The following is a 24,939-nucleotide window of genomic DNA, read 5'->3' as shown; positions in this document are numbered from 1 at the left end:
TCAGGCCACCTTTCGGAAGTTGCGCCACCGGGCCGGCACCGGCTGGTCGGGGGCGAGGAGAGCGGGATAGGAGGAGGGGGCGGCGTGGTGCCACAGCGCGTTGACGAGGGCGCCGCGGAACGCCTTGTGCGCGTCACGGCCGGCGGGCATCTCGACAAGGGCGTGGGACTTGGTCCGCAGGTTGAGGACACCGGTCCGCTGGATCTTCGGCATCGGCTGCTCGGTGTCGTCCGGGAGCAGGACCGTCTCGCAGAAGCGGAGCGCGGCGAGCTGCTGCGTGTTCTCCGGGTAGACGTCCTTCGCGGAGCGGGTCGCCGACGTCTTGAAGTCGATCAGCCACAGTTCCCGCCGCCGGCCGATCCCGGTGGGCAGCCACACCATGAGGTCGGCGGTGCCCGCGTAGCCGAGCCGGCGGTGCAGGCAGGTGATCTCGGTGGCCTCGACGTGCTCGTCGATGTCGACGCCCCAGAAGTTGAGGAACGCCTCCAGTTGAGCGAGGTAGGGGGCGACGACCTCCTCGACCGCGAACGGGGAGCCGAGGAGGCGGAGTTCCGCAGCCTGGTGAATGAGGGTGCCGAGGTCTGACGCGGTCTCCCGTGCGTCGATGTGGACCTGCTTGATCTCCTTGACGAGCGCCGCCCGGTCGGTGATCGCCCGGCGGGCGACCTCGATGCGGTGGTTGAGGATCCACTCGATGGTGAGCTTGACCGCCCACGGCATGAGGCCGTGCTTGTGGACGCTGGTGTTGAGAACGTTGGTGACGGAGACGAGGTCGGGGCCCCCGGCGGGGTCGCTGTAGTAGCGACCCCGCTCGGTGTCCCGGGCGTGCTTGGGACTGGTCACTGGCCACCGTCCTCAGGTGCGGTGCCGACGAAGCGGGCGAAGACGCGGCTGGCATCGGGAGTCGGCTCGACACGGGCCTCGAAAGACCCGGCCGGCTGATAGGCGTTGAGGCCACGACCGCCGTTGCGGATCCGCCAGCAGATGGATGAGGCCGACTGGCGGCTGGAGTAGTCGCGAACGGGGAGCCACACCCCCGGGTTGGCCCGCAACTGGGTGTCGACCTGTCCGTGATTGGCGGAGATGCGCTCGGCGGGCGCGGTGGCGCCGTTGGCCCGGGCGATGAGCAGGGCGCGAGCGAAGACGAGTCCACGGGCGCGGGGCCCGCCGGTCCGGATGCGGTCGCTGAGGTCGTCCGCCGCTTCCCGGAGTTCCGCGCTGACGGCGAGCTGTTCGTCAGCGACGAGGGCTTTGATCAGGTCGTCGACGGTGAGTCCGTCGAAGATGGGGTCGGTGCCGTAGGCCTGGGTGAGGGCGCGGCGGACGTCATCGAGGGCGCTCATCGGCCACCCTCCTTGGTGACGTCGGCCCACCCGCACGGCCACTCCGCGCCCTCGTGCGAGTACGTCGTCCACGCGCCGCCGTTGATACGGGTCCACCCCAGGGCGACACGCTCACCCGTCTCGGGGTGGGTGGTGACCGCTGCGCAGTTGAAGTCCCAGGGACCAGCCGAGTAGGTGTGACCGGGCTCGAAGAAGTCCGGCGGCAGCATCCGCAGGTTGTCCGGGCGGACCGCGCCACGGGCGACCTTCGAGGCCATCACCGCGATCACGTCCCCCTGCGCCCGGCCGATCTTGTTGCCGCGCGGAATCTCCCGGGCCTTCTTGACCAGCCAGGTGACGACGTCCGCCTTCGGCAACAGGTCAGCCTCGGCGAGAACTTCGGCACGGTAGGCGTCGATGGAGGCCCCACCTCCGTCCGGGACGGCAGGATCGATGTTCGTCTCCAGCACATCGCGGGCGCTCATGCGGCACCACCGGCTGTCCCGCACGCGTTGCAGGTGAACCCCTCAGGCACCGCGCCCTTGCACTTCTGGCATACGGCGGGCTCGAACAGGAGCTGCACGAGGGTCAGGCCGAGAGCGCGAGCGGCGTGGTCGGCGAAGTCCACCGAGATGTCGCGGCGGTATCCGATCTCGCAGGAGGCCACCTGAGAGCGGCTGATCTTGAAGCCCTGCGCGTTCATCCGGTCGGCGAGCTTCTGCACCGACATGCCCTGGAGCTTTCGCAGCGTCCGGATCTTGGCGAACAGTTCGGCCGCAAGCGGCTGGACGGGCGGGCGTTGGCGGGACTCGCTCATGCGGCGGCCTCGCCCTCACGCTGGCCGGGGATGACGACGGCCGGAGCCGGAGCCACCGCACGCAGTCGGTCCGCGAGGTGACCCACCGCAGGCCCGTGCAGCGGGAGTTCGTAGCCGAGCGCGGCCACGAGCTGCTCGACGAGGCAGTCCTCCGGCTCCCACCCGTCGTGGGCCCGCGCCTCGGCCCGGTCGCGAACGATCTCGTCAAGCAATCCGAGGAGGTCCGGGTTGTCGGCGATCGCGTGGATCGTCGCGACGAGGTAGTGCTCCACGTCGAGCATCGCCCCGCCCGGGGTGCGGCGGACGTACAGCCGGTACGGGCCGGTGATGACCGGTCGGCGGAAGACGCGGTGCAGGTACAGGCGGACACGGTTCATCGGGCGGCTCCGATCGGTGCGGTGAGGACGAGGAGAGCGGCAGCCAGCGACAGCGGGGCGTCACGCAGCCAGCGCGGGGTGAGGTGCTCGGCCTCGACGAGGAGGAAAAAGGGGACCAGCGACCCGGAGAACAGGGCGATGGCGAGGAGGACGGCGCTGGTCGGGGTGAGGTCGGCGAGTGAGGCGATCAGCCACTCAGGCATCAGGCACCGCCCTGCTCAGCCATGAGCAGCACGTCCCGGTCGCAGCTCACACACACGCCACCGTCCGGCAGGTCCGCCGAAGTCAACGCGTCGAGCTGGTCGTTGCCGCGGCAGCAGATCGTGCAGTAGATGACGCTCACGTCCGGAGCCCGGTGGGCGACGATCCGATCCGCGTCCACGCGGAGGGCCTGCGTCGGAGCGAACAACCGCGTGATCCCATCCGGCGCCGCCTCAGCGGTGCCCACCGGCATCGGCAGCGCACCCTCCCGGGCCACCGTCAACGCGAGCCGCCGGGCCTTCATCCGCGCGAGGATCTGCTCCTGCGACGGGGCCGCCCACTCGTGCCAGCCCACCGCGTCCGCGAACTGCCGTCCGTGGCCACGCCGTTCGACCGCACACCACCTGCACGCCGACGGGACGACAGTCCTCGGGGCGCTCACGCGGACACCTCGTTCGCGTCCGCAGCCGCCTCCAGCACCGCGACGACCGACTCGACCGTCCGGCCGGGCAGATCACCCCAGCAGTCGACGTGGTTCTCCAGCCACCGAGGCGCGTCACTCCACGGCGGCTCGCCCTCCACTTCCAGGCGGTGGGCCAGCACCTTCACCGCAGCCTCCGACAGCTCCGTCGCGAGGCGCGGGTTGTCGCCGCCCGGCGAAGCGACGCAGCGGATCGCAGCCACGATCGACAGGGGGCGCGACGAGTGCGGGGAGGATGTGCGGCGGTCGAACGGGTCGGGCAGGTAGTCGCCCTGATGGTGTCCGTTCGCCGCGATCAGGCGGGCCGCGGCCCGGAACGCTGCGGAGACGTCGGCCGGACGCACGGTCGGCGCCGTGTCCGGGGTCTGGAATGATGCGGTCATAGCCGCCTCGCTTTCTCTGTTGTGCGGGGTTGCTGCCAGGGGTCGCCGAGCCGGACAAGCGGGCGGCCCTTCGGCGTTGGTGGGTCAGGCGGCGTCGGCCGAGGAGGCCGGCGGCGGGACGCGGAACGTGGCCCACAGGGCCTTGCCGCGGAGGATCTGCTCCTGCGTGAAGCGGGGAGCCTCGGTCACGCTGCGCTCGACGCGTTCAGAGCATCCGGGGAAGTCCGCCTCGCAGTCGGCGAAGGAGAACGGGACGCCCTTCATGAGCCGACCGTGATCCGCTGCTTGCTGAGCCGCTCCGGCATGAAGGTCAGAGACCGGCCAACGGTGCCGAAGAGGATCGCGAGGTCTACGCCAAGGGCCGTGCAGATGGCCACGGCGCTTTCGTAGGTCACGCGGGTGCGGGCTCCGGAGACGAGGTCTCCGACCACTCCGCGTGCGATGCCGGCCCGGTGGGCCAGCTTCCGAACGTCGACCGCGTCGCCTCGGCCTGTGCGTTTCATCAGGGTGAAGAGGAGGTCACGGTCGAGTAGTTCTTGTAGCGGTGGTGCGGGTTCAGGTGTAGTCACGTCCACCTCATGCAATGGTTCGCCCTGCGGTACTGCACCGCTTGGATGAGTAGAGCATTGCACGACTTGGACGGCTTGTCCATCCTCTTGGAGAAGGCTCGTGTCGCCCCGCCGAGGAGCCGGATAGTTGGGTCTCGTTTTCGCCAAACTGAGCGCGCGCTCTGGCGTGAGCCATCCATTTGCATGGACACTCTGTCCGGCGCATAACTCGTCGGGCCTGCGCCACCAGGGGGTATTTGCGCCGCACCTCCCTGACCCCATGGACACCCCACGGCCCATGTAGCGACACGGAGTGGCAGGATGAGCCTCATGGCAGCGGAAGATCGAAAGGCGGCGCAGGGGCGGACTCAGTTCCGCGACGTCGTTGTAGCGCGCAAGACCGCGCTCAATCTGAGCTATGCCAAGTTGGCCGCGCGCTGCATCCACCCGGACACCGGGGTGCAGACGGTGAAGGACTCCTGGCTCCATCGGGTGGCCACCGGTGAACCGGTTCAGGCCCCGGACTACGACATGCTGCTCGGCATGGCCGCCGGCCTGGAGGTAGACGTTGACGTCCTTCAGGACGCGGCGTCGGCTCAGTTCTTCGGCGCGGAGAAGATTTTCGTCGAATCGGTCGAGGCGAAAGCATTCCTCGAGGACGCGGACCGGCTGACTCCGACGCAGCGCGAGGCTGTTCAGGCGCTCATGCGGTCGCTCGCCGAGGGTCGCTAGCCGGACATTCCGGGAGAACCCCCGGCATGATCATTGGCCTACACCATTACAACCAGTAGTACATGGTGTCGGGGTGTAGTCGAATCTTGTTCAAGCTGGCACCATTACTGATCCGCCTGGGAAGCGTGAGATGTTGCGATAGCCTGCACGAACGATTAGATCGAACGCACGATCGAATCCGTGTGCACGTCCCTGGGGGTTCGATGACGGAACGCAGTAAGGGCACCACCGCACCTCGCACGACAGTCCGCGCACGCATCGTTTTCAGCGACGAACTTCCCGAGGGATGCCCTCCATTCGAATGGCCGGAAGGCAGGAACATGATGGAGATCGAACTCGTTGACGAGACGCTCATCGTCATCAAGCCGAAGTCCATGGAACGCCCGCTCTACGAAGAGTGGAACAGGTACCTCGAGCGAGTAACCCGACTCGGCATCTGGCCGCGTGAGCCCAGCCGTTCCGGCCATCCCCAGGTCTGACCTGCGAACAAAGCCCCCTCATCCCACGGGAGTTAGAGGGGGCTTTCGCATACCTTCGGTCTCCCCACCACGATGACGTTGTTCGCGTTCCTGTCGGTCATGGTGACGTCGGGTTCGCAGGCGGTGTACGGGGAGGCGGTGTGGGATCCGGTGCAGCTGGCCGCCAAGACGGACAACGTGGTGGGCATCCTGTTCGCGCTCGTCACGGTGCTGGTGGCGACGCTGTCCGTGAACATCGCGGCGAACCTGGTCTCTCCGGCGTTCGACTTCTCCAACATCGCGCCGCGGAGGATCAGTTTCCGGATGGGGGCGCTCGCCACGTGTGTCCTCGGGGTGCTGATCTTCCCGTGGAAGCTGTACGCGGATCCGCAGGGTTACATCTTCACGTGGCTGGGGCTGGTGGGCGGTCTGCTGGGGACGGTGGCCGGCATCCTGATCGCGGACTACTGGATCCTGCGGCGGACCAAGCTCGATCTCGCCGACCTGTACCGCGCTGGTGGCCGTTACTGGTACGACGGCGGCTGGAACTGGCGTGCCGTGGTGGCGTTCCTCACCGGCGGTGTCCTCGCGGTGGGCGGGGCCGACTTCCATCCGCTGGTCGACGGCCGTCCCATCGGGGCGCTGAGGTCGCTGGCCGACTACGGCTGGGCGGTCGGGCTCGGCACGTCGATGGTGCTGTATCTGGTGCTGATGCTGTCGCGCGGGAAGGGCCGGACGGCCGTCTGACCGCGTGGGGCGAGGGCGGTCAGGCTTTCTGGCCGCCCTTCAGCGTGTTCACGGCGTCCTTGGCGGCCTTGATGGCGCCCTTGTTGATCTCGTCGGTGCCGGGTGCCTTCTTCGTCTCGAAGTCGCTGCCGTTGTAGGTGATGACGACCAGGGCGTTGGACACCTGGGCGATCACGACGCCTTCGCGGGTCTGCTGCTTGTCCTCGGTGGTGAGGTTGACGACGGAGTAGGCGGAGTCGCCGAGGCCGGGGACCGCTCCGCCGCCGCTCTTGTCGGAGACGCGGTCCTTGTAGGCCTTCTCCGCCGCGGCGTCCGAGTCCTTGATCTCGTACGAGACGTCGAGCCAGCGGTAGTCGAAGTCCTTCAGCGCGTTCCACGAGCAGGTGCGGCGCAGGGACTTGTCGGTCGACGCGATCTCCTGGCCGGCGGTCTTGGCTCCGGGGACCAGGGACTTGACCGAGGCGACGGGGATGCCGGTGCAGGGCGCGGGGGAGGCGGTGTACGTCTTCCTCGCGGCGGCCGCGGTGGACGGTGCCGATGCCGTGTCGCTGGGCTTGTCCTGCGTCGGGTTGTGCTCGGCGGTGGGGGTCGCGGTGAACGGGTCCGCGGCCAGGGCCCAGCCCGCGGCGGCGAGCACGGCGACGGGCAGCAGACGCGCGGTGAGTGCGAGCGGCAGAGGCAGAGAACGCAAGGCGCACTTCTCGTGGGGGACGGTGCGGAGGTCGTGGTCCGCACGGCGGACGGGACGCCAGTGTCACACGAGTCCCTGTGGTGGGGAAGTGCCAACTCGCTCCGTGCCCGCGTGGTGACAGCGGCCGCCGTTGGACGGCCGGTTGGGGGACGCAGTGGGACACTTCGCCTCTTATGGGGCCTTGTCCGAGTGGGGTGCGGGACCGTGTCGCGTGGAGGCGGCCCCGGTGCGCGCATGTCGCTCAACTGGGCTTTCCTGTAAGGGAGTCGAGCCCTGGGAGGCTTCGGCGGGGTGAAGCGGGTCCGTCCGGCGGGTGCCCGTGCCATGATCGGCCGATGATCGCGATACGCCCGAGGGGCAGGTGGGTGCGGCCGGTCGTCCTGGCCTGTCTGGTGATGACGGTCACGAGCGGGTGCGGGCTGTCCGCCGAACTGGACCGTGAGCGGGACCCGGCGCGTACGGCCGAGCCGTTTCCGACGCGGAGCGCGGTCGGGACCGACGGGTCGGGGGCCCTGCGGATCGAGCCGCCCGAGCTCCCGTCGTCCGTGCCGCTGCCGTCGCTCTCCCCGTCGCTCTCCCCGTCGGGCACGGTGTCCGGGCTGCAGGGTGGCGGTTGTCCGGCGTCCGGGCTGCGGTTCGGGACGGGTCCCGTGGACGCGGCGATGGGGCTGCGCGGCATGACGCTCACGCTCACCAACTGCGGGAAGCGGCCGTACGCGGTGGACGGCTACCCGGATGTCGTGGCGGTCCTCGGCCCCGAGGGTGCGCGGGTCACCGGTGTGCGGGCGGTGGCGGGGACGGACCAGGTGTTCATGGCGCCCCGGGATCCGGGGCCGAAGGCGTTCACGCTGCGGCCGGGCGAGCGTGCCAGTGCGGGTCTGTACTGGCGGATGGCGGCCGAGGAGGGCTCGTATCTGCGGGTGGCGCCGGGCAAGGGGCAGCGGTCTGTCACGCTGCCGTTGCCGGACCCGCTGGACATCGGTCCGCGGAACACGCTGGGCGCGACGGCATGGGTGCCCGCGAGCTGATCCCCGGCTGTCGCCCGCTCTGCTGTGCGGGGGCGGGCAAGTGTCATAGTCGGAGCCGAGGTTGATCGCTCCGTACAGCGAGGTGGCAGGCATGTTCACGACCCGACCGACGCTCCAGGGCACCTTCGGCATGGTGTCCTCCACGCACTGGCTGGCCTCGCAGTCCGCGATGGCCGTCCTGGAGGACGGTGGCAACGCGTTCGACGCCGCGGTCGCGGCCGGTTTCGTCCTGCACGTCGTGGAACCGCACCTGAACGGTCCGGCGGGCGAGGTTCCGATCATCCTCGCGCCTGCCGGCGGTCCGGTGCGGGTGCTGTGCGGTCAGGGTGTGGCGCCCGCCGGGGCGACGGTCGCCCACTACCGGGGGCTGGGTCTGGATCTCGTGCCGGGGACGGGTCCGCTCGCCGCGGCGGTGCCGGGGGCGTTCGACGCGTGGATGGTGCTGCTGCGCGACCACGGCACCAGGACGCTCACGGACGTCCTGAAGTACGCCATCGGGTACGCCGAGGACGGGCACGCGCCCGTGGAGCGCGTCGGCGAGACGGTGGAGACCGTGCGCGAGCTGTTCGAGACGGAGTGGACGTCGTCGGCGCAGGTGTATCTGCCGGGCGGCCGGGCGCCGCGTCCGGGGGAGCTGTTCCGCAATCCGGCGCTGGCGGCGACGTGGCGGCGGCTGCTGGGCGAGGTCGCCGGTGCGGGCGGCCGGGAGGCGGAGATCGACGCGGCGCGCGAGGTGTGGCGCTCCGGGTTCGTCGCGCGGGCGCTGGTCCGGCAGGCGGGGCGGCCCACCGTGGACACCAGCGGTGAGCGGCATGTGGGCACGTTGACGGCCGCCGACCTGGCCGGCTGGTCGGCGACGTACGAGGACCCGGTGACGTACGACTGGCGGGGCTGGACGCTGTGCAAGGCGGGCCCGTGGAGTCAGGGTCCCGTCCTGTTGCAGCAGTTGGCGCTGCTCCCGGCCGAACTGCCGCCGTACGGTTCGGCCGCGTACGTGCATCTGCTCGTGGAGGGCTGCAAGCTCGCGATGGCGGACCGGGAGGCCTGGTACGGGGACGCGGCGGGGGTGCCGCTGGACGATCTGCTGTCGGAGCCGTACAACGCGGCCCGGCGGGCGCTGGTCGGTGACAAGGCGTCGTTCGAGCTGCGGCCGGGCGGTCCGGGTGGCAGGGAGCCGGTGTTGAGCGGCCACGCGCGCGTGGTGGCCGCGGGGGAGGCCGGTTTCGACGCGCTGGGGGTGCCGGGTGCGGGGGAGCCGACCGTGGCGCGGGCCGCGGCGGAGCCCGAGGTGGCGCCGGACGGGGGTACTCGGGGCGACACCTGTCATCTCGATGTGGTGGACCGGTGGGGCAACATGGTCGCGGCGACGCCGAGCGGCGGCTGGCTGCAGTCCAACCCGGTGGTCCCCGAGCTGGGTTTTCCGCTCGGTACGCGGCTCCAGATGGCGTGGCTGGAGGAGGGGCTGCCGAACGCGCTCGCTCCGGGGCGGCGGCCGCGGACGACGCTGACGCCTTCGCTGGCGTTGCGTGACGGGGTGCCGGTGATGGCGTTCGGTACGCCGGGCGGTGATCAGCAGGACCAGTGGCAGACGCATTTCTTCCTGTCGGTGGCGTTGCGTCCGCCGGTGCGGGGCGGGCTGGACCTGCAGGGTGCGGTCGACGCCCCGAACTGGCACAACGACAGTTTTCCGGGGTCCTTCTATCCGCGCGGCATGCTTCCGGGCAGTCTGACCGTTGAGTCGCGCATGGAGGAGGCCGTGGTGGAGGAGCTGCGTCGCCGGGGTCATGACGTGACGGTGGCCGGGGCGTGGACCGAGGGGCGGCTGTGCGCGGTGGCCCGTGATCCGGAGACGGGTGTGCTGTCGGCGGCGGCCAACGCGCGCGGGATGCAGGGGTACGCGGTCGGCCGGTGATCGTCCGGCACCGGGAGTTCATGGTGATTCCACCCCGAGTACCCGGGAGGGGTGGGGATTGTCAGTGCCGCGTGCTGTGATGGAGCCATGATCGAAGACATCGAAACCATCGACGAGTTTCTCGCGCACCGCACGTCCGACGTGGAAGAAGTGATCCGTCAGGCGGCCGCCGCCGAGATCATGCCCCGGTTCCGGCAGCTCGCCGCGCACGAGATCGACCAGAAGTCCGGCCCGCACGACCTGGTGACGGACGCCGACCGCAAGGCCGAGGAGTTCCTGACCGGGGCGCTGACCGCGCTGCTGCCCGGCTCGGTCGTGGTTGGCGAGGAGGCGGTGCACGCCGACCCCGCCAGCTACGGGGCGATCGGTGGGACGGCGCCGGTCTGGATCGTCGACCCGGTCGACGGCACACGGCAGTTCGTGCACGGCGACTCCGGGTTCTGCACCCTGGTGGCGCTGGTGCTGGACGGCGTGGTGCACGCGTCGTGGACGTACGCGCCCGCGCGTGAGGAGTTCGCCACCGCGATACGGGGGAGGGGTGCCGTCCTGGACGGTGTGCCCCTGCGTTCGGGTTCGCCCGAGCCTGACCGTGACCTCGACGTGGCGATGTCGCACCCGGACTACACGACGGACGAACAGAAGCGTGCGCTGCTCGGGCTGCGCTCCGAGGGTGTCGTGGCGCGGCCGTGCGGCTCGGCGGGCCTGGAGTATCTGGCCGTGGCCCGCGGCGAGTTGGACGCCACCGCCTTCTCTTGGGAGGCGGCCTGGGACCATGCGGCGGGCCTGCTGCTGGTCGAGGAGGCGGGCGGCACGCACCGGACGCTCGGCGGCGAGCCGTTCCGCGTCACCGGGGGGAACGCGCTGCCGTTCACGGCCGCCCGGGACGAGGCCACGGCGCGTCGGGTGATGGCGTTGCTGGAGCCGAGGTCCGAGCAGGTGGCGGCCGGCGCCTGAGCGGCCCGGGGAATCCCTGGTCCGTCGCCTGGGAGAGCCGCACCCGGTCCGGTCCGGGCGGCGGCGTACGGCCTGCCGGGGTTCACCGTGGGTGCGCTCCCGGCGACCCGGGCCGTCGGGGGCGCCGGTCCACCGGCATATCCTGAACCTCAGTGGCCATCGGCTGACGAAGGAGTCCGAAGGTGCCGTCGATGCTCGATGCGGTCGTGGTGGGTGCGGGGCCGAACGGACTGACGGCTGCCGTGGAGCTGGCCCGCCGGGGCTTCTCCGTCGCCGTGTTCGAGGCGCGGGACACGGTGGGCGGGGGTGCGCGCACCGAGGAGCTGACGCTGCCCGGTTTCCGGCACGATCCGTGTTCGGCGGCGCATCCCCTGGGCATCAACTCACCGGCGTTCCGCGCGATGCCGCTGGAGCGGTACGGCCTGGAGTGGCTGCACGCGGAGCTGCCCATGGCGCATCCCTTCCTCGACGGTTCGGCGGGGGTCCTCGCGCGGTCGGTGGCCGAGACGGCGGCGTCGTTCGGGCCGCGTGACGCGGGCGCGTACCGCAGGCTCGTGACGCCGTTCCTGTCGAAGTGGGACACCCTGGCGCACGACTTCATGTCGCTTCCGCTGACCTCGCTGCCCCGTGACCCCGTCACGCTCGCCCGCTTCGGGCTGGCCGGGCTGCCGCCGTCGACGTGGCTGATGCGCCGCTTCCGTGACGAGCGGGCCCAGGCGCTGTTCGCGGGTCTGGTGGCGCATGTCATCGCTCCGCTCGGGGGGATCGGCACGGGTGCCGTGGGTCTGGTCTTCGCGCTGGCCGCGCATGCCCGGGGCTGGCCCGTGGCGCGCGGTGGTTCCCAGTCGGTGTCGGACGCGCTCACCGCCTATCTGAAGGACCTCGGCGGTACCGTCCACACGGACTACGAGGTCAAGCGGCTGGACGATCTGCCGCCCGCGCGGGCGTACGTCTTCGACACCTCGCCCACGGCGCTGGCCCGTATCGCCGGGTTCGGGCGCTACTACGACGGCTACCGGTACGGGGCGGGCGTCTTCAAGGTGGACTACGCGTTGGACGGCCCGGTGCCGTGGACCGCCGAGGAGGCCCGGAGGGCCGGCACGGTGCAGGTGGGGGCGAGCAGGGCGGAGATCGGGACGGCGCTGCGGGCGGCCTCGCGTGAGGGCCGGGCACCGGACGCGCCTTTCCTGATCACCGTGCAGCCCGGTGTCGTGGACCCCTCCCGGGCGCCCGAGGGCAAGCAGGTGTTCTGGGCGTACGGGCATGTGCCGAACGGCTGGACGGGCGACCTCACCGACGCGATCGAGCGGCAGCTGGAGCGGTTCGCGCCGGGCTTCCGTGACCGGGTCCTGGCCCGCGCGACGGCCGGACCGCCCGAGCTCGCGGCCCGCGACGCCAACTACGTGGGTGGTGACATCGCCTGTGGTGCGGCCTCCGGGCTCCAACTGCTGCTGCGGCCCAGGCTGTCCGCGTTCCCCTACCGCACTCCGCATCCCGCCGTGTTCCTCTGCTCCTCGGCCACTCCGCCGGGTCCCGGGGTGCACGGCATGTCGGGGCACAACGCGGCGAAGGCCGTGTGGAGGAGACTGAGGCAGGAATGACGACGATCACGCTGGTGCTGGGTGACATCACCCGGCAGAGCGCCGACGCCGTCGTCAACGCGGCGAACTCCTCGCTGCTCGGCGGCGGAGGTGTCGACGGGGCGATCCACCGGCGAGGTGGCCCCGCCATCCTCGCCGACTGCCGCAGGCTCCGCGCGGGCCACTACGGCAAGGGACTTGCCACCGGCCGGGCGGTCGCCACCACCGCGGGCGAACTCGACGCGCGCTGGGTGATCCACACCGTCGGCCCGCGCTACGCCCGGGACGAGGACCGCTCGGAGCTGCTGGCGTCCTGCTACCGGGAGTCGCTGCGGGTCGCCGACGAACTGGGCGCCCGTACGGTCGCCTTCCCCGCCGTCTCCGCGGGTATCTACGGCTGGCCGATGGACGACGCGGCCCGTATCGCGGTGGAGACGGTGCGAGCCGCGGAGACCGGCGTCGAGGAGGTCCGTTTCGTGCTGTTCGACGAGGCGGCGTACGGCGCGTTCAGGGCGCGGATCTGAGGCGGTGGGCCTGCCGGGCCCGGCGGCGGTCGGCGCGGACGGGTTCGTCGGCCGTGCTCACAGCGGCAGTTCGACCACCAGTGGCCGGTGGTCCGAGACGCGGGTCGGCGGTGTGTCCACGCCGGTGACCGTGTCCGCCGCGATCCCGGTCGCGAGGACGTGGTCGAACTGGACGAGGGGGCGGTGCGCCGGATAGGTCGGCGTGCGGGCCAGGTCGTACCAGTGGCGCGGTGGGCGTGTGGTGGCGTCGTCGCGTGTCCGTCGGCGTCCCGTGCGGCCCTTGCGTGTGGGGGAGTTGAGGACGGTTCTCGGGAGGGCGCCGGTCAGGTTGAGGTCGCCGAGCAGGACCTGGGGGCCAGGCAGGTCGGCCGTCCAGGCGCGGACTTCGAGGAGTTGGCGGACGTTCCAGCCGGGGACGAACGACAGATGCAGGGCCACCACGGTGAACGGGCCGTGCGGGCCCTCCAGTACGGCGGCCAGTGCGGCCCGCGGGTGGTCCCACGACACGGTGAGTCCGGGCCGTCCCGGTGTCCGCAGCGGCAGGGGCACGGGTGCGGGTGCCAGCCGGTGTGCTCTCCAGTGCCGTACGGGCAGTCGGGACAGCAGCGCGATGCCGTGCGAGGGAACGCCCTCGCTCACCTCCGTACCGCCCTCGGCCTCGGTCTCGCCGGGGCCGTACACGCGTAGCCCCGGCTCGTCCGGTTCAGGCGTCCGGCCGGCGGCCGGTGCCGGCCCGGTGGGGAACGCGGACGCGTAGCGCCAGTACGGCGCCTCGGCGCCCTCGGCGGCGGCCCGCGCCTGGTCCACCCGGCCCGATCGTTCCTGGAGACGGTCCAGTTCCTGAAGGGCCAGCACGTCCGCGTCCAGGGAGGCGACGGCCCGGACGAGCGGGGCCTCGGGGCCGCTTCCGGCCGGGACGGCGACAGGCCGCCCGTTCCGCATCGGCAGGCCGTGGAGCACGTTGAACGTCGCGAACCGTACTCGGCCGGCACGCGTCCGGCCGTGGGGATCCGCCTCGGAGGCTGTCATGGGCGCGACCGTATCGGGCGGGCGGCGGGCGGGGTGGCCCGATCCCGCGGACGTTCACGGGTTCGTCGGGCCCGGAGGGCCGTCGCCCCGGAGGAGGTCGCGCAGTGTCTGCTCCTCCTGACGGCTGAGCCCCGTCACGAAGTGCTGGAGGGCGGCGATCGGGTCGGGCCCGCGGTCGAGGGCCTCGCGCATGGCCGCGGCGGTCAGTTCGGCCGCGTCCTTGGCGGGCCGGTACGCGCCGCGCCTGCCGTCCACGTCCCGGAGCACCAGACCCTTGTCGTACAGACGCTTGAGGATGGTGTGCACCGTGTTGTAGGCGAGGCCGCCCGCGAGTTCCGCCTGGATCTCGGCGGGTGTGAGCGCGTCCTCGGTGGCCCACAGGGCGGCGAGTACTTCGCTCTCCAGCATGCCCGCGCTGCGCCGCTGCGCCCTTCCGTCGGGGCCTGTCCCAGCCATGCCCCTCACCTTACAGCGCGTAGGGGCGCCCGGGACGGCCTCGAAAGAGGGGGCGGGCACCGCGTCGGGGCGGCCCGGTGACGTGTCCCGGTGCGGCGCTAACCCGGTTGCCCGTCCCGCCCGGCGGCTTGTGCCGGTGCGAGGTAGCTTGTCGCATATTTCCCCGACTCTTACCTTGCCCGGATGGAGCGCGGCGCGGCCCGACCCTACGGTTTGTAGGGCTGAAGGGAGGACGATGCCCAAGACCCAGAACGTCCCGCTGCTCGGTGTCCGGCGCAACGGACCGGCCCCCGCCCCCGCCGCCCGGACACTCCGCCACCCAGGGGGAACAGGCCTCCTCGCTCTCGTCGCGGTCGCCTTCACTCTCGTCCAACTCGCCCTGGTGACACCGGCGATGGGCCTCGGCTGGGACGAGGCGGTGTATGTCAGCCAGGTCTCCGGGCACGCCCCGGCGGCCTTCTTCAGCGCCCCGCGCGCCCGTGGCGTCTCCGTCCTCGTGGCACCGGTCGCCGCATGGTCCTCGTCGACCGTGCTGCTGCGCGTGTACCTCGCCGTCCTGTCGGGACTCGCGCTGTTCGTGGCGCTGCGCGTCTGGCGCGGACTGTTCCCGGCACGGGTGCTCGCCGTGGCGGGCGCCCTGTTCGCGACGCTATGGGTGACCCTCTTCTACGGCCCGCAGGCCATGCCCAACTACTGGGTCGCCGTCGGCGCCCTGGCCTGCGCCGGCTGCTTCCTGCGCGCGACCGCGGACCGCACCGACCGGGCCGCCCTGTGGGGGCTCGCGCTCAGCGCCGCGCTGATGACGCTGATGCGGCCCACCGACGCGGTCTGGGCGACGCTGCCGCTCCTCGTCGCCGCCGTGACCGTCCCCCGGTGGCGGCGCCCGCGGCCTCTGGCGGCGCTCGTCGCGGGCCTGCTGGCCGGGGGCGTCGAGTGGGTCGCCGAGGCGTACGCCGCCTACGGCGGCCTGGGACAACGGCTCGACGACGCCTCCCGCATCCAGGGCGGCCTCGGCTGGAACATCGCGATCCTCGACCAGGCCCGCAGCCTCGGCGGCAAGGCCCTGTGCCGGCCCTGCGCCGGCGCACTGCCCGGCCTCCCGATGACGCTGTGGTGGTTCGCCCTGCCGCTCGCCGCCGCCCTCGCCCTGGTGATCGCCGTCCGCGCCCGCCGCCCGGCAGCCACCGTGCTGCTCGTGGCCTGCGCGGCGACCGCGGCGCTGCCGTACCTCTTCATGATCGGCTACGCCGCGCCGCGCTTCCTGCTCCCCGCCTACGCCCTCCTCGCGATCCCCGTCGCCGATGCCGTCGTCCACCTCGTCACCGCCCCGGGCAGGTCCTGGCGCCCGGTCACCGTGACGCTCGTTGCCCTCGGCCTCGCCGCCCACGTGGCCGTCCAGTTCTCCGTCCTGCAGACCACCGTGCGGCGCACCACCGAGGCGCACCGGGGCTGGTCCGCGACGGCGGCGGAACTCCACCGGCTCGGTGTGCGCCCGCCCTGCCGGCTGACCGGCCACCAGGCCATCCCCATCGCCTTCTACGCCCGCTGCTCCGCGCTCGCGGCCGCCGGGCACAACGCGAACGCCACCGAGCGGGCCCTCGCACGGGCCACCCGCTCCCTGCCGTTCGCCGTGGTCACCGAACCGGGGAAGCGGCCGCCCGCGTACGCCCGCGACTGGACCCCGCACCGCGCCGGCAACCTGAACGTCTACGTGTCCCCCCTGACCGGGAGCCGGGCACCATGACCGCCCCGCCCGGCACGCCGTCGCCGTCCCCGCCGCGCGGGGACGGCACGGCCGACGGACGGCGGCCCGCCGCGTACCTCCGGCCGGCCGTGCCGGGCGGGCAGCAGCCGACGGCGGTGCCGGGACCGGCGCGCCGGCTGCGCGGACGGGTCTCCTGGCATGCCGGCTTCTCGCTGGTCGTGCTGGTGTGCGCGGCCTACCTCGCCCACCGCCACTGGCCCGTGGTCGCGGCCGGAGCCGCCCGGCTCGCGGGCGCCGACCGCGGCTGGCTGCTCGTGGCGGCCGCCGTGGCCGGCGCGACCTGGGCCTCCTCCGCACTCGCACAACAGGGCGCCACCATCGTGCCGTTACCCGCCGGGCGGCTCGTCGCGGTGCAGTTCGCGGCGGCCTCGGCGAACCACGTCCTGCCCTCCGGGCTCGGCGCGAGCGCCGTCAACCTCCGGTTCCTGACCCGGTGCGGACTGTCCGTCCCCCAGGCCGCGACCGCGCTCGCCGTCAAGGCCGGCGCCGGAGGGGTCGGGCGCAGCTGTCTCATCGCCGCCCTCGCCCTGGCCTGCCCCGGCGTGCTGCGGATCCCGCGGGCGCAGGTGACCGCGTGGACGGTTGCGGCCTGTGCGGCGGCCGTCGTGGTGGCCGCCGTCGCCGCGGTGCTTCTGGCCGGGCCACTGCGGCGGGCACTGCGCCGCGTCCTGCTCGACGTGCGCGCCGTCCACGAACGGCCCGCGCGGGCAGCCGCCCTGTGGGGCGGCTCCCTCGGCTCCGCCGCGCTGCACTCCGCCGTCGTCGTCGCCGTCACCCAGGCCATCGGCCTGCCGCTGTCGCCCGCACGCGTGGCGCTCGCCTTCCTCGCCGCGAGCAGCGCCGCCGTCCTGCTGCCCACCCCCGGCGTCATCGGTTCCCTCGACGCCGCCCTCGTCCTCGCCCTCACCCTCGCGGGCGCGCCCGGCAGCGCGGCGGCGTCCACGGTGCTCGGCTACCGGCTCCTGACCAGCTGGCTTCCCCTCGTCCCGGGGCTGGTCACCCTGGGAGTACTGGTCCGGCGCCGCGTCCTGTGACCCGTACGCCGCCACAGCCCCGTACCGGCCGGGAACAGGTGGGCGAAGGGGCGGTCCGGGGTGCAGGCCGGGCGAGGCAGATGTCGGATTCCCGCCAGCCCGACCCTCCCGGGTGACCGATGCTTGAGGCATGCAGAACGGAATGCACACCGACACGGAGCGCTGTCTGCGTGCCGTCCAGTCGAAGGACGCGCGCTTCGACGGATGGTTCTTCACCGCCGTCACCACCACGAGGATCTACTGCCGGCCCAGCTGCCCGGTCGTGCCGCCCAAGCCGCGGAACATGACGTTCTTCCCGAGCGCGGCCGCCTGCCAGCAGGCCGGGTTCCGGGCCTGCAAGCGGTGCCGCCCGGACACCAGTCCCGGCTCGCCCGAGTGGAACCACCGCGCCGACCTGGTGGCCCGCGCGATGCGACTGATCGGCGACGGGATCGTCGACCGCGAAGGCGTGCCCGGCCTCGCCACCCGGCTCGGCTACAGCACCCGGCAGATCGAGCGGCAGCTGCTCGCCGAGCTGGGCGCGGGCCCCCTCTCGCTCGCCCGGGCGCAGCGCGCCCAGACCGCCCGGCTGCTCATCGAGACGACGCCGCTTCCGATGGCCGAGATCGCCTTCGCCGCGGGGTTCTCCTCGATCCGCACCTTCAACGACACCGTCCGCGAGGTCTTCGCCCTGTCGCCGAGCGAGCTGCGGGCCCGGCTGCCCAAGAAGGGCAACCGGGGCCCCGCGGGAGTCGCGCACACCCCGGGCGTCCTGAACCTCCGGCTCCCGTTCCGCGCCCCGCTCCATCCGGACAACCTCTTCGGACACCTCGCGGCCACCGCCGTGCCCGGGGTGGAGGAGTGGCGCGACGGCGCGTACCGGCGGACCCTGCGGCTGCCGTACGGGCACGGGATCGCCGCTCTGACGCCGACGCCGGACCACATCGCGTGCCGGCTCGGTCTCAGCGATCTGCGCGACCTGCCCGTCGCGATCAGCCGCTGCCGCCGCCTGCTCGACCTGGACGCGGACCCGGTCGCCGTCGACGACCAGCTGCGCACGGACCCGCTGCTCGCCCCTCTGGTCGACAAGGCGCCCGGCCGCCGGGTGCCGCGTACGGTCGACGAGGCCGAGTTCGCCGTACGGGCCGTTCTGGGGCAGCAGGTCTCCACGGCCGCGGCGCGGACCCACGCGGCCCGGCTGGTCGTCGCGCACGGTGACCCGGTCGACGACCCGGAGGGCGGCCTCACCCATCTCTTCCCCACGCCGGCCGCGCTCGCCGCTCTCGATCCCGAGTCGCTCGCGATGCCCCGCACCCGTCGCACCACCTTCACCACCCTGGTGGCCGAACTCGCCGAAGGGAGGCTGCACTTGGGGGTGGAGAGCGACTGGGCGGAGGCCAGGGCGCGGCTGCTGGCCCTGCCCGGATTCGGCCCCTGGACCGTCGACGTGATCGCGATGCGGGCCCTCGGCGACCCGGACGCCTTCCTCCCCACGGACCTCGGAATCCGTTACGCGGCACGGGAGTTGGGCCTCCCGTCCACGCCCGCGGCCCTCACCGCGCGGGCCGCGGCCTGGCGTCCCTGGCGGGCGTACGCGGTCCAGTACCTGTGGGCCACCGCCAGTCACCCGATCAACTTCCTCCCCGCGTGAGCCCGCCCGTGCCGGCCGCGCGGTACGCGACACCACGACCACCACGACCACCACGTCTCGAGGACCCCCGGTGAAACAGCACATGGTCATCGACAGCCCCTACGGGCCCCTCACCCTCGTCGCCGACGACGGTGTCCTGTGCGGCCTCTACATGGCCGGCCAGCGCCACCGCCCCCAGGAGGAGACCTTCGGCGAGCGCGACGACACCCTCTTCGGCGACGTGACGGAACAGCTCGACGCCTACTTCGCGGGGAAGTTGAAGGAGTTCACGGTCGAACTGCGGCTGACGGGAACACCGTTCCAGCGCGGCGTGTGGGACCGGCTGCGGAAGATCCCCTACGGCGAGACCCGCTCGTACGGCGAACTCGCCGAAGCCCTCGGCAGCCTGGGCGCCTCCCGCGCGGTCGGCCTCGCCAACGGCAGGAACCCGGTCGGCATCATCGTGCCCTGCCACCGCGTCGTCGGCGCGAACGGCAGCCTCACGGGCTACGGCGGCGGCCTGGACCGCAAGCAGCGCCTGCTGGACTTCGAGAGCGGAGCGGCCCTGTTCTGACCGCCCCCTCCGGCGCCCCGGCCGCCTAGCCGCCCTCGGAGCCCAGCGCGCGCAGCAGTTCCGGCAGCGCCGTGCCGATCGGCTCGCGTACGACCTCGTCGGCGAACTCGTCGTACGGGGTGGCCTCGGCGTTGACGACGACGAGGCGGGCCCCGTGGTCGGCGGCGACGCCCGCGAGCCCGGCGGCGGGATGGACCTGGAGGCTGCTGCCGACGGCGATGAACACCTGGCAGGCCTTGGCGATGGCGGCGGCTTGGCCGAGGACGACCGGGTCGAGCCGTTCACCGAACATCACGGTCGCCGGCTTGAGGATGCCGCCGCACGTGAGGCAGGCCGGGTCGTCCTCTCCGGCGTCGACGCGGGCTAGAGCGTCCTCCATGGGCGTGCGCTCATGACACGCGGTGCACACCACGGCCCGTGCGGTGCCGTGCAGTTCGAGGACCTTGCGGGCGGGCATGCCGGCGAGCTGGTGCAGGCCGTCGACGTTCTGCGTGATCACCCGCACGGGCACACCGGACCGCTCCAGGTCGGCCACCGCCCGGTGCGCGCCGTTCGGCTCCGCCCGCAGGGCCCCGCTCTCCCGCCGCATCAGCCAGGCCCGCCGCCGGATCTCCGGATCGCCCATGTAGTACTCGTACGTCACGAGCTTCTCGGCCTCGGGGTCCTGCCGCCACAGCCCGTTCGGGCCGCGGTAGTCGGGGATGCCGGAGTCGGTGGAGATGCCTGCGCCACTGAGGACGGCGACGAGGGGCCTGGTCATGCCGTCGAGGGTAGGGCGGTGGCGGCGGGGCGGCGAGCGGATATTTATCCCGGGGTTCAGCGGGTGCCCCGTTCGAGGGCGCGGTCCAGCGACTCGTCCAGGGTCGTCGCGGCCATGATCAGCGACAGGTGGGTGAAGGCCTGCGGGACGTTGCCGAGCTGTTCGCCGCTCGGGCCGATCTCCTCCGCGAACAGGCCGACATGGTTCGCGTACGTCTGCATCTTCTCGAAGGTGTAGCGGGCCTGCGGGAGGCGTCCCGCCCGGGCGAGGGCGTCGACGTACAGGAAGGTGCACAGGCTGAACGTCCCCTCGGAGCCGCGCAGTCCGTCGGGCGAGGCCTCGGGGTCGTAGCGGTAGACCAGGCTGTCGGAGACGAGGACGCGTTCCATGGCGTCGAGGGTGGACAACCAGCCGGGGCTGCGCGGCGAGATGAAGCCGACCCGGGGTGCCAGCAGCAGCGACGCGTCCAGGACGTCACCCTCGTAGTGCTGGACCAGCGCCTGCTCCTTCTCGCTCCAGCCGCGTTCCATGACCTGTTCGAGGATCGCGTCCCGCGCCCGCGTCCAGCGCTGGGTGTCGGCCGGTCTGCTGAACTCGGCGGCCAGCCGCAGGCCCCGGTCGAAGGCGGCCCAGCACATCACCCGGCTGTACGTGAAGTCCTTGCGTCCGCCGCGGGTCTCCCAGATGCCCTCGTCGGGCCGGTCCCAGGAGTCGGCGAGCCAGTCGAGCATTCCGGCCAGGCCCTTCCAGCCGTGATAGCCCGCCTGTTCGCCCACGTCGCGGCCCTGCGCCAGGGCGTAGAGGGCCTCGCCGTAGATGTCGAGCTGCAACTGGTCCGCGGCGCCGTTGCCCGCGCGGACGGGGTACGAGCCGCGGTAGCCCTCGAAGTGCTCCAGGATCTCCTCCGTCAGATGCGGGTCGCCGTCGACCCGGTACATGATCTGGAGGGGTTCGCCCTCGGACCCCATACGGGCCGCGAAGCGGTCGCCGAGCCAGTGCGTGAACTGCGTCGCCTCCTCCACGTATCCGAGGTCGAGGAGCGCGCGCACCGACAGGGAGCCGTCCCGCACCCACGTGTAGCGGTAGTCCCAGTTTCGTTCCCCGCCGACCTGCTCGGGCAGGCCCATCGTGGCGGCGGCGACCGGGGCGCCGGTGGGGGCGTACGTGAGGAGCTTGAGGGTGATCGCGGAGCGGTGCACCATCTCCGTCCAGCGGCCCCGGTAGTTGGAGGTGCGCACCCACCGCTGCCAGAAGTCGACGTTGTTCCACAGGCCTTCGGTGATCGTGTCGACGCTGCCGGTCGGCGGGGCGTCGTCGTCCGCGCCGCACACCGTGAACACGGCGCCCGCCGTCTCCCCGTTGCGCAGGGTGATGCCGCCCCGGACGTCCTGCCCGTCGCGTTCGAAGGGGATGCCACCTTGGAGGTGGGCCGTCATGCCCGGCGCCCGGAACGTCGCCCTGCCGGCGGTCAGTTCGAGCTCGTGACCGGCCCGCGCGTAGTCGAACCGCGGCCGGCACTCCAGCGCGAAGTGCACGGTGCCGCGCACACACCGCACGACACGGACGATGGTGTGCCGGTCGGTCGGTGTCCTGTCGGTGATGACCGGCATGTGGTCGATGACCTCGCCCACGCCGTCCGGGGACATGAAACGCGTCACCAGCAGGGCGGTGTCGGGGTAGTACAGCTGTTTCCAGCCTCCCTCGGGATGCTCGGGCGCGAGCCGGAAGTACCCGCCGCCGTCGTGGTCCAGGAGCGAGGCGAAGATGCTGGGGGAGTCGAAGCGCGGCGCCGCGAACCAGTTGACCACGCCTTGCGACGACACCAGGGCCGCCGTCTGCAGGTCCCCGATGAGGCCGTGGTCGGCGATGGGCGGATAGCGATCCATGCTGTCTCCTTGTCAGGCCGCCGCTGCCGTGACGCGCCCCGAACGGACGGCGTCGACGAGTGCCCGGTAGTCCCTCTCGTTCTGGTCCGCGTAGCGCTCGGCGAACGTGACCAGCGCACGGTCGAAGACATCACCGCCGCCCAGATACGAGGCGATCGCGATCCGGTCCCCCGAGCGTGCGTGGGCCCGGGCCAGCGTCGCGCCGCACAGCTCACCGAAGGCGCGCATGCCGGTCGGCACCATGGCCTCGGGTTGCGCGATGCCCTTCCAGTCCCTCAACTGCCGCAGATAGAAGTCCCGTCGGCGGCCGTCGATCCCGTCGGCCCGCTCCCAGCCGAGGAAGATGTCACTGGTGGCCTGCATGAGCCGCTGCCCGGCGACCACCCGCTCGCCCTGCGTCCGGTACTCGCTCGCACCGGCGAACGGCGCGAGCACCGACTCGTCGGCCTCCTTGGCCTGGAGGAGCAGCGGATCGTCGTCGTCCCGGCCGAGCAGCAGGATGATCCAGCAGCGGGTGCCCACACTGCCCACGCCGACCACCTTGCGGGCCACGTCGGCGATCCGGTACTGCTCCAGCAGGTGCCGCCGGTCCGAGTTCAGGCTGTGGCCGTAGCGTCCGATCAGCCGCCGGAACTCCCGCTCCAGCGAGCTGCGTTCGACGTCGGGAAGCAGGTCGCCCAGCGGGGTGATGAGCGGCGGGACCGCGGTGATGCGGGCCTTTCCGTCGACGATGTGGGTGAGCTTGCCGAAGGCGTGGGCGCTGTCCCGGGTCCGCGCCTTGGCGGCGGACTGCGACCAGCGGTCCCGTGCCCGCTCGCTCAGATTTCCGGCGAAGTGGGTCTTGACCCACTCCTCGTCGAACTGCGTGTACCAGACGGGGAGATTGCCCAACTCGGCGAAGCGGCGCATCCATTCGCGGTAGGAGCGCACCGTCGCACGGACGATGCCGGCCCGCTCCTTGGTGCTGAAGCCGTTGGCCCGGCCCGCGATGACGAAGCTGGCGGACAGCCGCTTGACGTCCCACTCCCACGGTCCCGGCAGTGTCTCGTCGAAGTCGTTGATGTCGAACATCAGCCGGCGCTCCGGAGAGGCGAGCAGCCGGAAGTTCAACAGGTGCGCGTCACCGCAGAGTTGGGCCCTGATACCGGACCGGGGGGTGTCGGCGAGGTCCGCGGCCATGATGGCGGCGGCCCCTCGGTAGAAGCGGAACGGCGACTCGCTCATCCGGCCGTAGCGGATCGGGATCAGTTCGGACAGCCGGTTCGCCGACTGCCCCTCCACGATGTCCACCGGGTCGGTCCGCTTCGGGGAGGGCGTGAAGTCCGCGTGACGGGACCGGGGCACGGAGGCCCGTGCGGCCTTGCCGAGCGCGGCCCGCTCCTTCGGCGTGGGGTGCGGGGTCCGGCCGTCGGCCGGGTGCTTGGGGGTCATACCGGCCACCGTCCTAGCGTCGCGGTCCGGGCCCGCCGCTCAGGACACCCGGCCCCGTCATCAAGGTATCGCCGGGCGATATGTCCGGCGAGTCGGGAACGGTGGGCCCCCTCGCGGGCCCTGAGGCCCGCGAGGGGGCCGGTGCGCTGTGCGTGCGGACTGCCGGACGGGCATTCCTCCCGGCCGCGGCGCGAGGGCCGAAGTGCCGTCCGGGCCGGTGCCCGAGGGGCGCGGTCCCGGACGCGGCGCGGATTTGTGGAGGCGGACGGCGGAGCGGACGATGAAGACGTGCGCGGTGCCGCCATGGTGATACGCGCGAGCCGACGCGGGAGCGGTGATGGTCCTTGACCTGGTCCTCATCGGTCTGGCGATCGCCCTGAACCCGCTGCCGGTCACCGGATTCGTCCTGGTGCTCTCCGCCCGCAACGGCATCTGGAAGGGCCTCGCCTTCCTCCTCACCTGGCTCGCCACCTTCGTCGGCATCATCGCCGTCGTGCTCCTCGTGACAGGAGGCGAGCCACCGGCCGCGAACTCCTCGCCGTCCACCGCCGCCCTGGCCGCCAAGCTGGCGGTCGGTGTCGGCCTCCTCTGCTACGCGGAACGCACCCGCCGCAGGATCGGCACACGGCCCGGGCCCTCCGGATTCATGTCGCGCGTCGAACACATCTCCCCCTGGTCCGCGGCCGGCCTCGCACTGCTCCTCCAGCCCTGGGGCATGGTCGCGGCGGGCGCCGCCACCGTCGTCGATGCCGACCTCGCGCATCTCGCCTCGTACGCCGCCCTCATGGGCTACTGCCTGCTGGCCTCGTCCAGCCTGCTGACCATGGAGCTCTACGCGACCTTCGCCCCCCGCTCGGCGGCGGTGCGCCTCGGGAAGCTGCGCGCCTGGCTGGAGGGCCACCAGGAACAGGCCCTCGTGTCGCTGGTGCTGTTCCTGGGCCTGTGGCTGGTCGGCAAGAGCATCTACGGACTGACCGCGTGACGCGTGCGCCGACCCCGGTGCGGCACGTGTCCCGTTCGCCGCGTTCCGGACACCGCGCGAACGTGCGTCGGCATCCGTCCGGTGCTGCAATGGAGAGGAATTGAGGGGCAGGGGGAATTCCGCGACCACCCAGGGATGAAGCCGTGAGCGAAGAAGAATTCGTCGAGATGGGACCGATCGACTACGTGGTCATCGAGTTTCCCGGCAGCCGAATGACCGGCGAGGGATTTCCCCTCCTGGTCGACCTGGTGGACCGCGGACTCATCCGCATCCTCGACCTTCTGTTCGTGAAGAAGGAGGAGGACGGATCCGTGGTCGGCCTGGAGATCGCCGACCTGGACGGAGACGGGGTGCTCGACCTCGCCGTCTTCGAGGGCGCCTCCTCGGGCCTGCTGGGCGAGGACGACATCGCGGAGGCCGGCCAGGCGCTGGAGCCCGGCAACTCCGCCGGCATCCTCGTCTACGAGAACGTGTGGGCCGCGCCCTTCGCCACCGCCCTGCGACGCGGAGGCGCCCAGATGGTCGCCTCCGGCCGCATCCCGGCGAGGACATCGGTGTTGTCGATGTGCTCGTCGCGTATCTGCAGAACCTCGGCCGCGGACACCGCAAGTACGGAACGCGGCCCGAGCACTACCCGGCCGTCGGTGAGTGCCTCATC

Annotated in this window: 28 protein-coding genes and 2 pseudogenes; 14 read left to right on the top strand and 16 right to left on the bottom strand. The window is 72.0% G+C overall.

Annotated features, from left to right (window positions below; genetic code table 11):
* From ABZT74_RS29505 to ABZT74_RS29460, 10 genes are all read right to left on the bottom strand, one after another.
* Entirely contained in the window at positions 1–843 is an 843-nt protein-coding gene (locus tag ABZT74_RS29505) for a hypothetical protein (protein ID WP_356439743.1), read from the bottom strand.
* The gene (locus ABZT74_RS29500; protein WP_356439740.1) at positions 840–1,343 is read right to left on the bottom strand and encodes a hypothetical protein; all 504 of its coding nucleotides are present in this window, start codon (positions 1,341–1,343) and stop codon (positions 840–842) included. Before ABZT74_RS29500 ends, ABZT74_RS29505 begins: the two co-directional genes overlap by 4 nt.
* Positions 1,340–1,807 (bottom strand): hypothetical protein, encoded by a 468-nt coding sequence (locus ABZT74_RS29495; protein WP_356439737.1) that lies wholly within the window; start codon positions 1,805–1,807, stop codon positions 1,340–1,342. The genes ABZT74_RS29500 and ABZT74_RS29495 overlap by 4 nt, the downstream gene beginning before the upstream one ends.
* Positions 1,804–2,139: a helix-turn-helix domain-containing protein gene (locus ABZT74_RS29490; protein ID WP_356439734.1), complete on the bottom strand. Its 336-nt coding sequence runs from the start codon at positions 2,137–2,139 to the stop codon at positions 1,804–1,806. The genes ABZT74_RS29495 and ABZT74_RS29490 overlap by 4 nt, the downstream gene beginning before the upstream one ends.
* Positions 2,136–2,516, bottom strand: coding sequence for a hypothetical protein (locus tag ABZT74_RS29485; protein ID WP_356439731.1), 381 nt, complete (start codon positions 2,514–2,516; stop codon positions 2,136–2,138). Before ABZT74_RS29485 ends, ABZT74_RS29490 begins: the two co-directional genes overlap by 4 nt.
* Entirely contained in the window at positions 2,513–2,719 is a 207-nt protein-coding gene (locus ABZT74_RS29480) for a hypothetical protein (RefSeq protein ID WP_356439729.1), read from the bottom strand. The genes ABZT74_RS29485 and ABZT74_RS29480 overlap by 4 nt, the downstream gene beginning before the upstream one ends.
* Positions 2,719–3,159 (bottom strand): hypothetical protein, encoded by a 441-nt coding sequence (locus ABZT74_RS29475; RefSeq protein WP_356439727.1) that lies wholly within the window; start codon positions 3,157–3,159, stop codon positions 2,719–2,721. The genes ABZT74_RS29480 and ABZT74_RS29475 overlap by 1 nt, the downstream gene beginning before the upstream one ends.
* A complete protein-coding gene (locus ABZT74_RS29470) occupies positions 3,156–3,581 on the bottom strand; it encodes a hypothetical protein (protein WP_356439724.1) in 426 nt (141 codons plus the stop codon). Before ABZT74_RS29470 ends, ABZT74_RS29475 begins: the two co-directional genes overlap by 4 nt.
* An 84-nt stretch (positions 3,582–3,665) precedes the next feature.
* Positions 3,666–3,845: a hypothetical protein gene (locus ABZT74_RS29465; RefSeq protein ID WP_356439721.1), complete on the bottom strand. Its 180-nt coding sequence runs from the start codon at positions 3,843–3,845 to the stop codon at positions 3,666–3,668.
* The gene (locus tag ABZT74_RS29460; RefSeq protein WP_356439718.1) at positions 3,842–4,084 is read right to left on the bottom strand and encodes a helix-turn-helix transcriptional regulator; all 243 of its coding nucleotides are present in this window, start codon (positions 4,082–4,084) and stop codon (positions 3,842–3,844) included. Before ABZT74_RS29460 ends, ABZT74_RS29465 begins: the two co-directional genes overlap by 4 nt.
* Before the next feature lie 375 nt (positions 4,085–4,459).
* Between ABZT74_RS29460 and ABZT74_RS29455 the strand changes: the two genes are divergently transcribed.
* The 3 genes and pseudogenes from ABZT74_RS29455 to ABZT74_RS29445 form a co-directional block, all read left to right on the top strand.
* On the top strand, positions 4,460–4,861 hold the full coding sequence (locus ABZT74_RS29455) for a hypothetical protein (protein ID WP_356439715.1): 402 nt from the start codon (positions 4,460–4,462) through the stop codon (positions 4,859–4,861).
* Positions 4,862–5,181: 320 nt separating this feature from the next.
* The gene (locus ABZT74_RS29450; RefSeq protein WP_356439712.1) at positions 5,182–5,340 is read left to right on the top strand and encodes a hypothetical protein; all 159 of its coding nucleotides are present in this window, start codon (positions 5,182–5,184) and stop codon (positions 5,338–5,340) included.
* 57 nt (positions 5,341–5,397) lie between these two features.
* Positions 5,398–6,066: pseudogene (locus tag ABZT74_RS29445) on the top strand (cytosine permease); the annotation flags it as partial.
* 19 nt (positions 6,067–6,085) lie between these two features.
* On the opposite strand, the gene ABZT74_RS29440 reads toward ABZT74_RS29445, so the two are convergent.
* Entirely contained in the window at positions 6,086–6,757 is a 672-nt protein-coding gene (locus ABZT74_RS29440) for a hypothetical protein (protein WP_355883265.1), read from the bottom strand.
* Positions 6,758–7,092: 335 nt separating this feature from the next.
* Here ABZT74_RS29440 and ABZT74_RS29435 point away from each other — a divergent pair, with 335 nt between their 5' ends.
* The 5 genes from ABZT74_RS29435 (at position 7,093) to ABZT74_RS29415 (ending at position 12,755) form a co-directional block, all read left to right on the top strand.
* Complete coding sequence (locus ABZT74_RS29435; protein ID WP_356439709.1) at positions 7,093–7,785, top strand: DUF4232 domain-containing protein; 693 nt, start codon at positions 7,093–7,095, stop codon at positions 7,783–7,785.
* A 91-nt stretch (positions 7,786–7,876) separates the two neighbouring features.
* Complete coding sequence (locus ABZT74_RS29430) at positions 7,877–9,697, top strand: gamma-glutamyltransferase (RefSeq protein WP_356439706.1); 1,821 nt, start codon at positions 7,877–7,879, stop codon at positions 9,695–9,697.
* Positions 9,698–9,784: 87 nt separating this feature from the next.
* Complete coding sequence (locus tag ABZT74_RS29425; protein ID WP_356439703.1) at positions 9,785–10,651, top strand: inositol monophosphatase family protein; 867 nt, start codon at positions 9,785–9,787, stop codon at positions 10,649–10,651.
* A gap of 191 nt (positions 10,652–10,842) precedes the next feature.
* Positions 10,843–12,252, top strand: coding sequence for an NAD(P)/FAD-dependent oxidoreductase (locus tag ABZT74_RS29420; protein ID WP_356439700.1), 1,410 nt, complete (start codon positions 10,843–10,845; stop codon positions 12,250–12,252).
* The gene (locus ABZT74_RS29415; RefSeq protein WP_356439697.1) at positions 12,249–12,755 is read left to right on the top strand and encodes an O-acetyl-ADP-ribose deacetylase; all 507 of its coding nucleotides are present in this window, start codon (positions 12,249–12,251) and stop codon (positions 12,753–12,755) included. The genes ABZT74_RS29420 and ABZT74_RS29415 overlap by 4 nt, the downstream gene beginning before the upstream one ends.
* 57 nt (positions 12,756–12,812) lie before the next feature.
* On the opposite strand, the gene ABZT74_RS29410 is transcribed toward ABZT74_RS29415, so the two are convergent.
* Together ABZT74_RS29410 and ABZT74_RS29405 are read right to left on the bottom strand one after the other, a co-directional pair.
* Positions 12,813–13,784 carry an endonuclease/exonuclease/phosphatase family protein gene (locus ABZT74_RS29410; RefSeq protein WP_356439694.1) on the bottom strand — a complete coding sequence of 324 codons (972 nt, stop codon included), beginning with the start codon at positions 13,782–13,784 and terminating at the stop codon, positions 12,813–12,815.
* A gap of 54 nt (positions 13,785–13,838) precedes the next feature.
* A complete protein-coding gene (locus ABZT74_RS29405; RefSeq protein ID WP_356177450.1) occupies positions 13,839–14,240 on the bottom strand; it encodes a BlaI/MecI/CopY family transcriptional regulator in 402 nt (133 codons plus the stop codon).
* A 235-nt stretch (positions 14,241–14,475) separates the two neighbouring features.
* Between ABZT74_RS29405 and ABZT74_RS29400 the strand changes: the two genes are divergently transcribed.
* The 4 genes from ABZT74_RS29400 (at position 14,476) to ABZT74_RS29385 (ending at position 19,222) form a co-directional block, all read left to right on the top strand.
* Positions 14,476–15,984: a hypothetical protein gene (locus ABZT74_RS29400; RefSeq protein WP_356439691.1), complete on the top strand. Its 1,509-nt coding sequence runs from the start codon at positions 14,476–14,478 to the stop codon at positions 15,982–15,984.
* Positions 15,981–17,039, top strand: a complete 1,059-nt coding sequence (locus tag ABZT74_RS29395) for a lysylphosphatidylglycerol synthase domain-containing protein (RefSeq protein WP_356439688.1) — start codon at positions 15,981–15,983, stop codon at positions 17,037–17,039. The genes ABZT74_RS29400 and ABZT74_RS29395 overlap by 4 nt, the downstream gene beginning before the upstream one ends.
* Positions 17,040–17,169: 130 nt before the next feature.
* Positions 17,170–18,669, top strand: a complete 1,500-nt coding sequence (locus ABZT74_RS29390; RefSeq protein ID WP_356439685.1) for an AlkA N-terminal domain-containing protein — start codon at positions 17,170–17,172, stop codon at positions 18,667–18,669.
* A gap of 70 nt (positions 18,670–18,739) precedes the next feature.
* Positions 18,740–19,222, top strand: coding sequence for a methylated-DNA--[protein]-cysteine S-methyltransferase (locus ABZT74_RS29385; RefSeq protein ID WP_356439682.1), 483 nt, complete (start codon positions 18,740–18,742; stop codon positions 19,220–19,222).
* A gap of 25 nt (positions 19,223–19,247) precedes the next feature.
* Here ABZT74_RS29385 and ABZT74_RS29380 read toward each other — a convergent pair whose 3' ends face one another.
* The 3 genes from ABZT74_RS29380 to ABZT74_RS29370 are packed head-to-tail and all read right to left on the bottom strand — an operon-like array spanning position 19,248 to position 23,299.
* The gene (locus ABZT74_RS29380; RefSeq protein WP_356439680.1) at positions 19,248–19,982 is read right to left on the bottom strand and encodes a Sir2 family NAD-dependent protein deacetylase; all 735 of its coding nucleotides are present in this window, start codon (positions 19,980–19,982) and stop codon (positions 19,248–19,250) included.
* A 56-nt stretch (positions 19,983–20,038) separates the two neighbouring features.
* Positions 20,039–21,868: a glycoside hydrolase family 15 protein gene (locus tag ABZT74_RS29375; protein ID WP_356439678.1), complete on the bottom strand. Its 1,830-nt coding sequence runs from the start codon at positions 21,866–21,868 to the stop codon at positions 20,039–20,041.
* A gap of 12 nt (positions 21,869–21,880) precedes the next feature.
* The gene (locus ABZT74_RS29370; RefSeq protein WP_356439676.1) at positions 21,881–23,299 is read right to left on the bottom strand and encodes a DUF2252 domain-containing protein; all 1,419 of its coding nucleotides are present in this window, start codon (positions 23,297–23,299) and stop codon (positions 21,881–21,883) included.
* A gap of 337 nt (positions 23,300–23,636) precedes the next feature.
* Here ABZT74_RS29370 and ABZT74_RS29365 point away from each other — a divergent pair, with 337 nt between their 5' ends.
* Together ABZT74_RS29365 and ABZT74_RS29360 are read left to right on the top strand one after the other, a co-directional pair.
* A complete protein-coding gene (locus tag ABZT74_RS29365; protein WP_356439673.1) occupies positions 23,637–24,281 on the top strand; it encodes a GAP family protein in 645 nt (214 codons plus the stop codon).
* Positions 24,282–24,448: 167 nt separating this feature from the next.
* A pseudogene (locus ABZT74_RS29360) lies at positions 24,449–24,823 on the top strand (DUF6325 family protein); the annotation flags it as partial.
* Between the last annotated feature and the right edge of the window lie 116 nt (positions 24,824–24,939).

The sequence above is a fragment of the Streptomyces sp. NPDC005302 genome (assembly GCF_040607345.1).
Classification (GTDB): domain Bacteria; phylum Actinomycetota; class Actinomycetes; order Streptomycetales; family Streptomycetaceae; genus Streptomyces.
The sequence above is the reverse complement of the archived record's forward strand: the minus strand, read 5'-3'. Positions and strand labels throughout refer to the sequence as shown.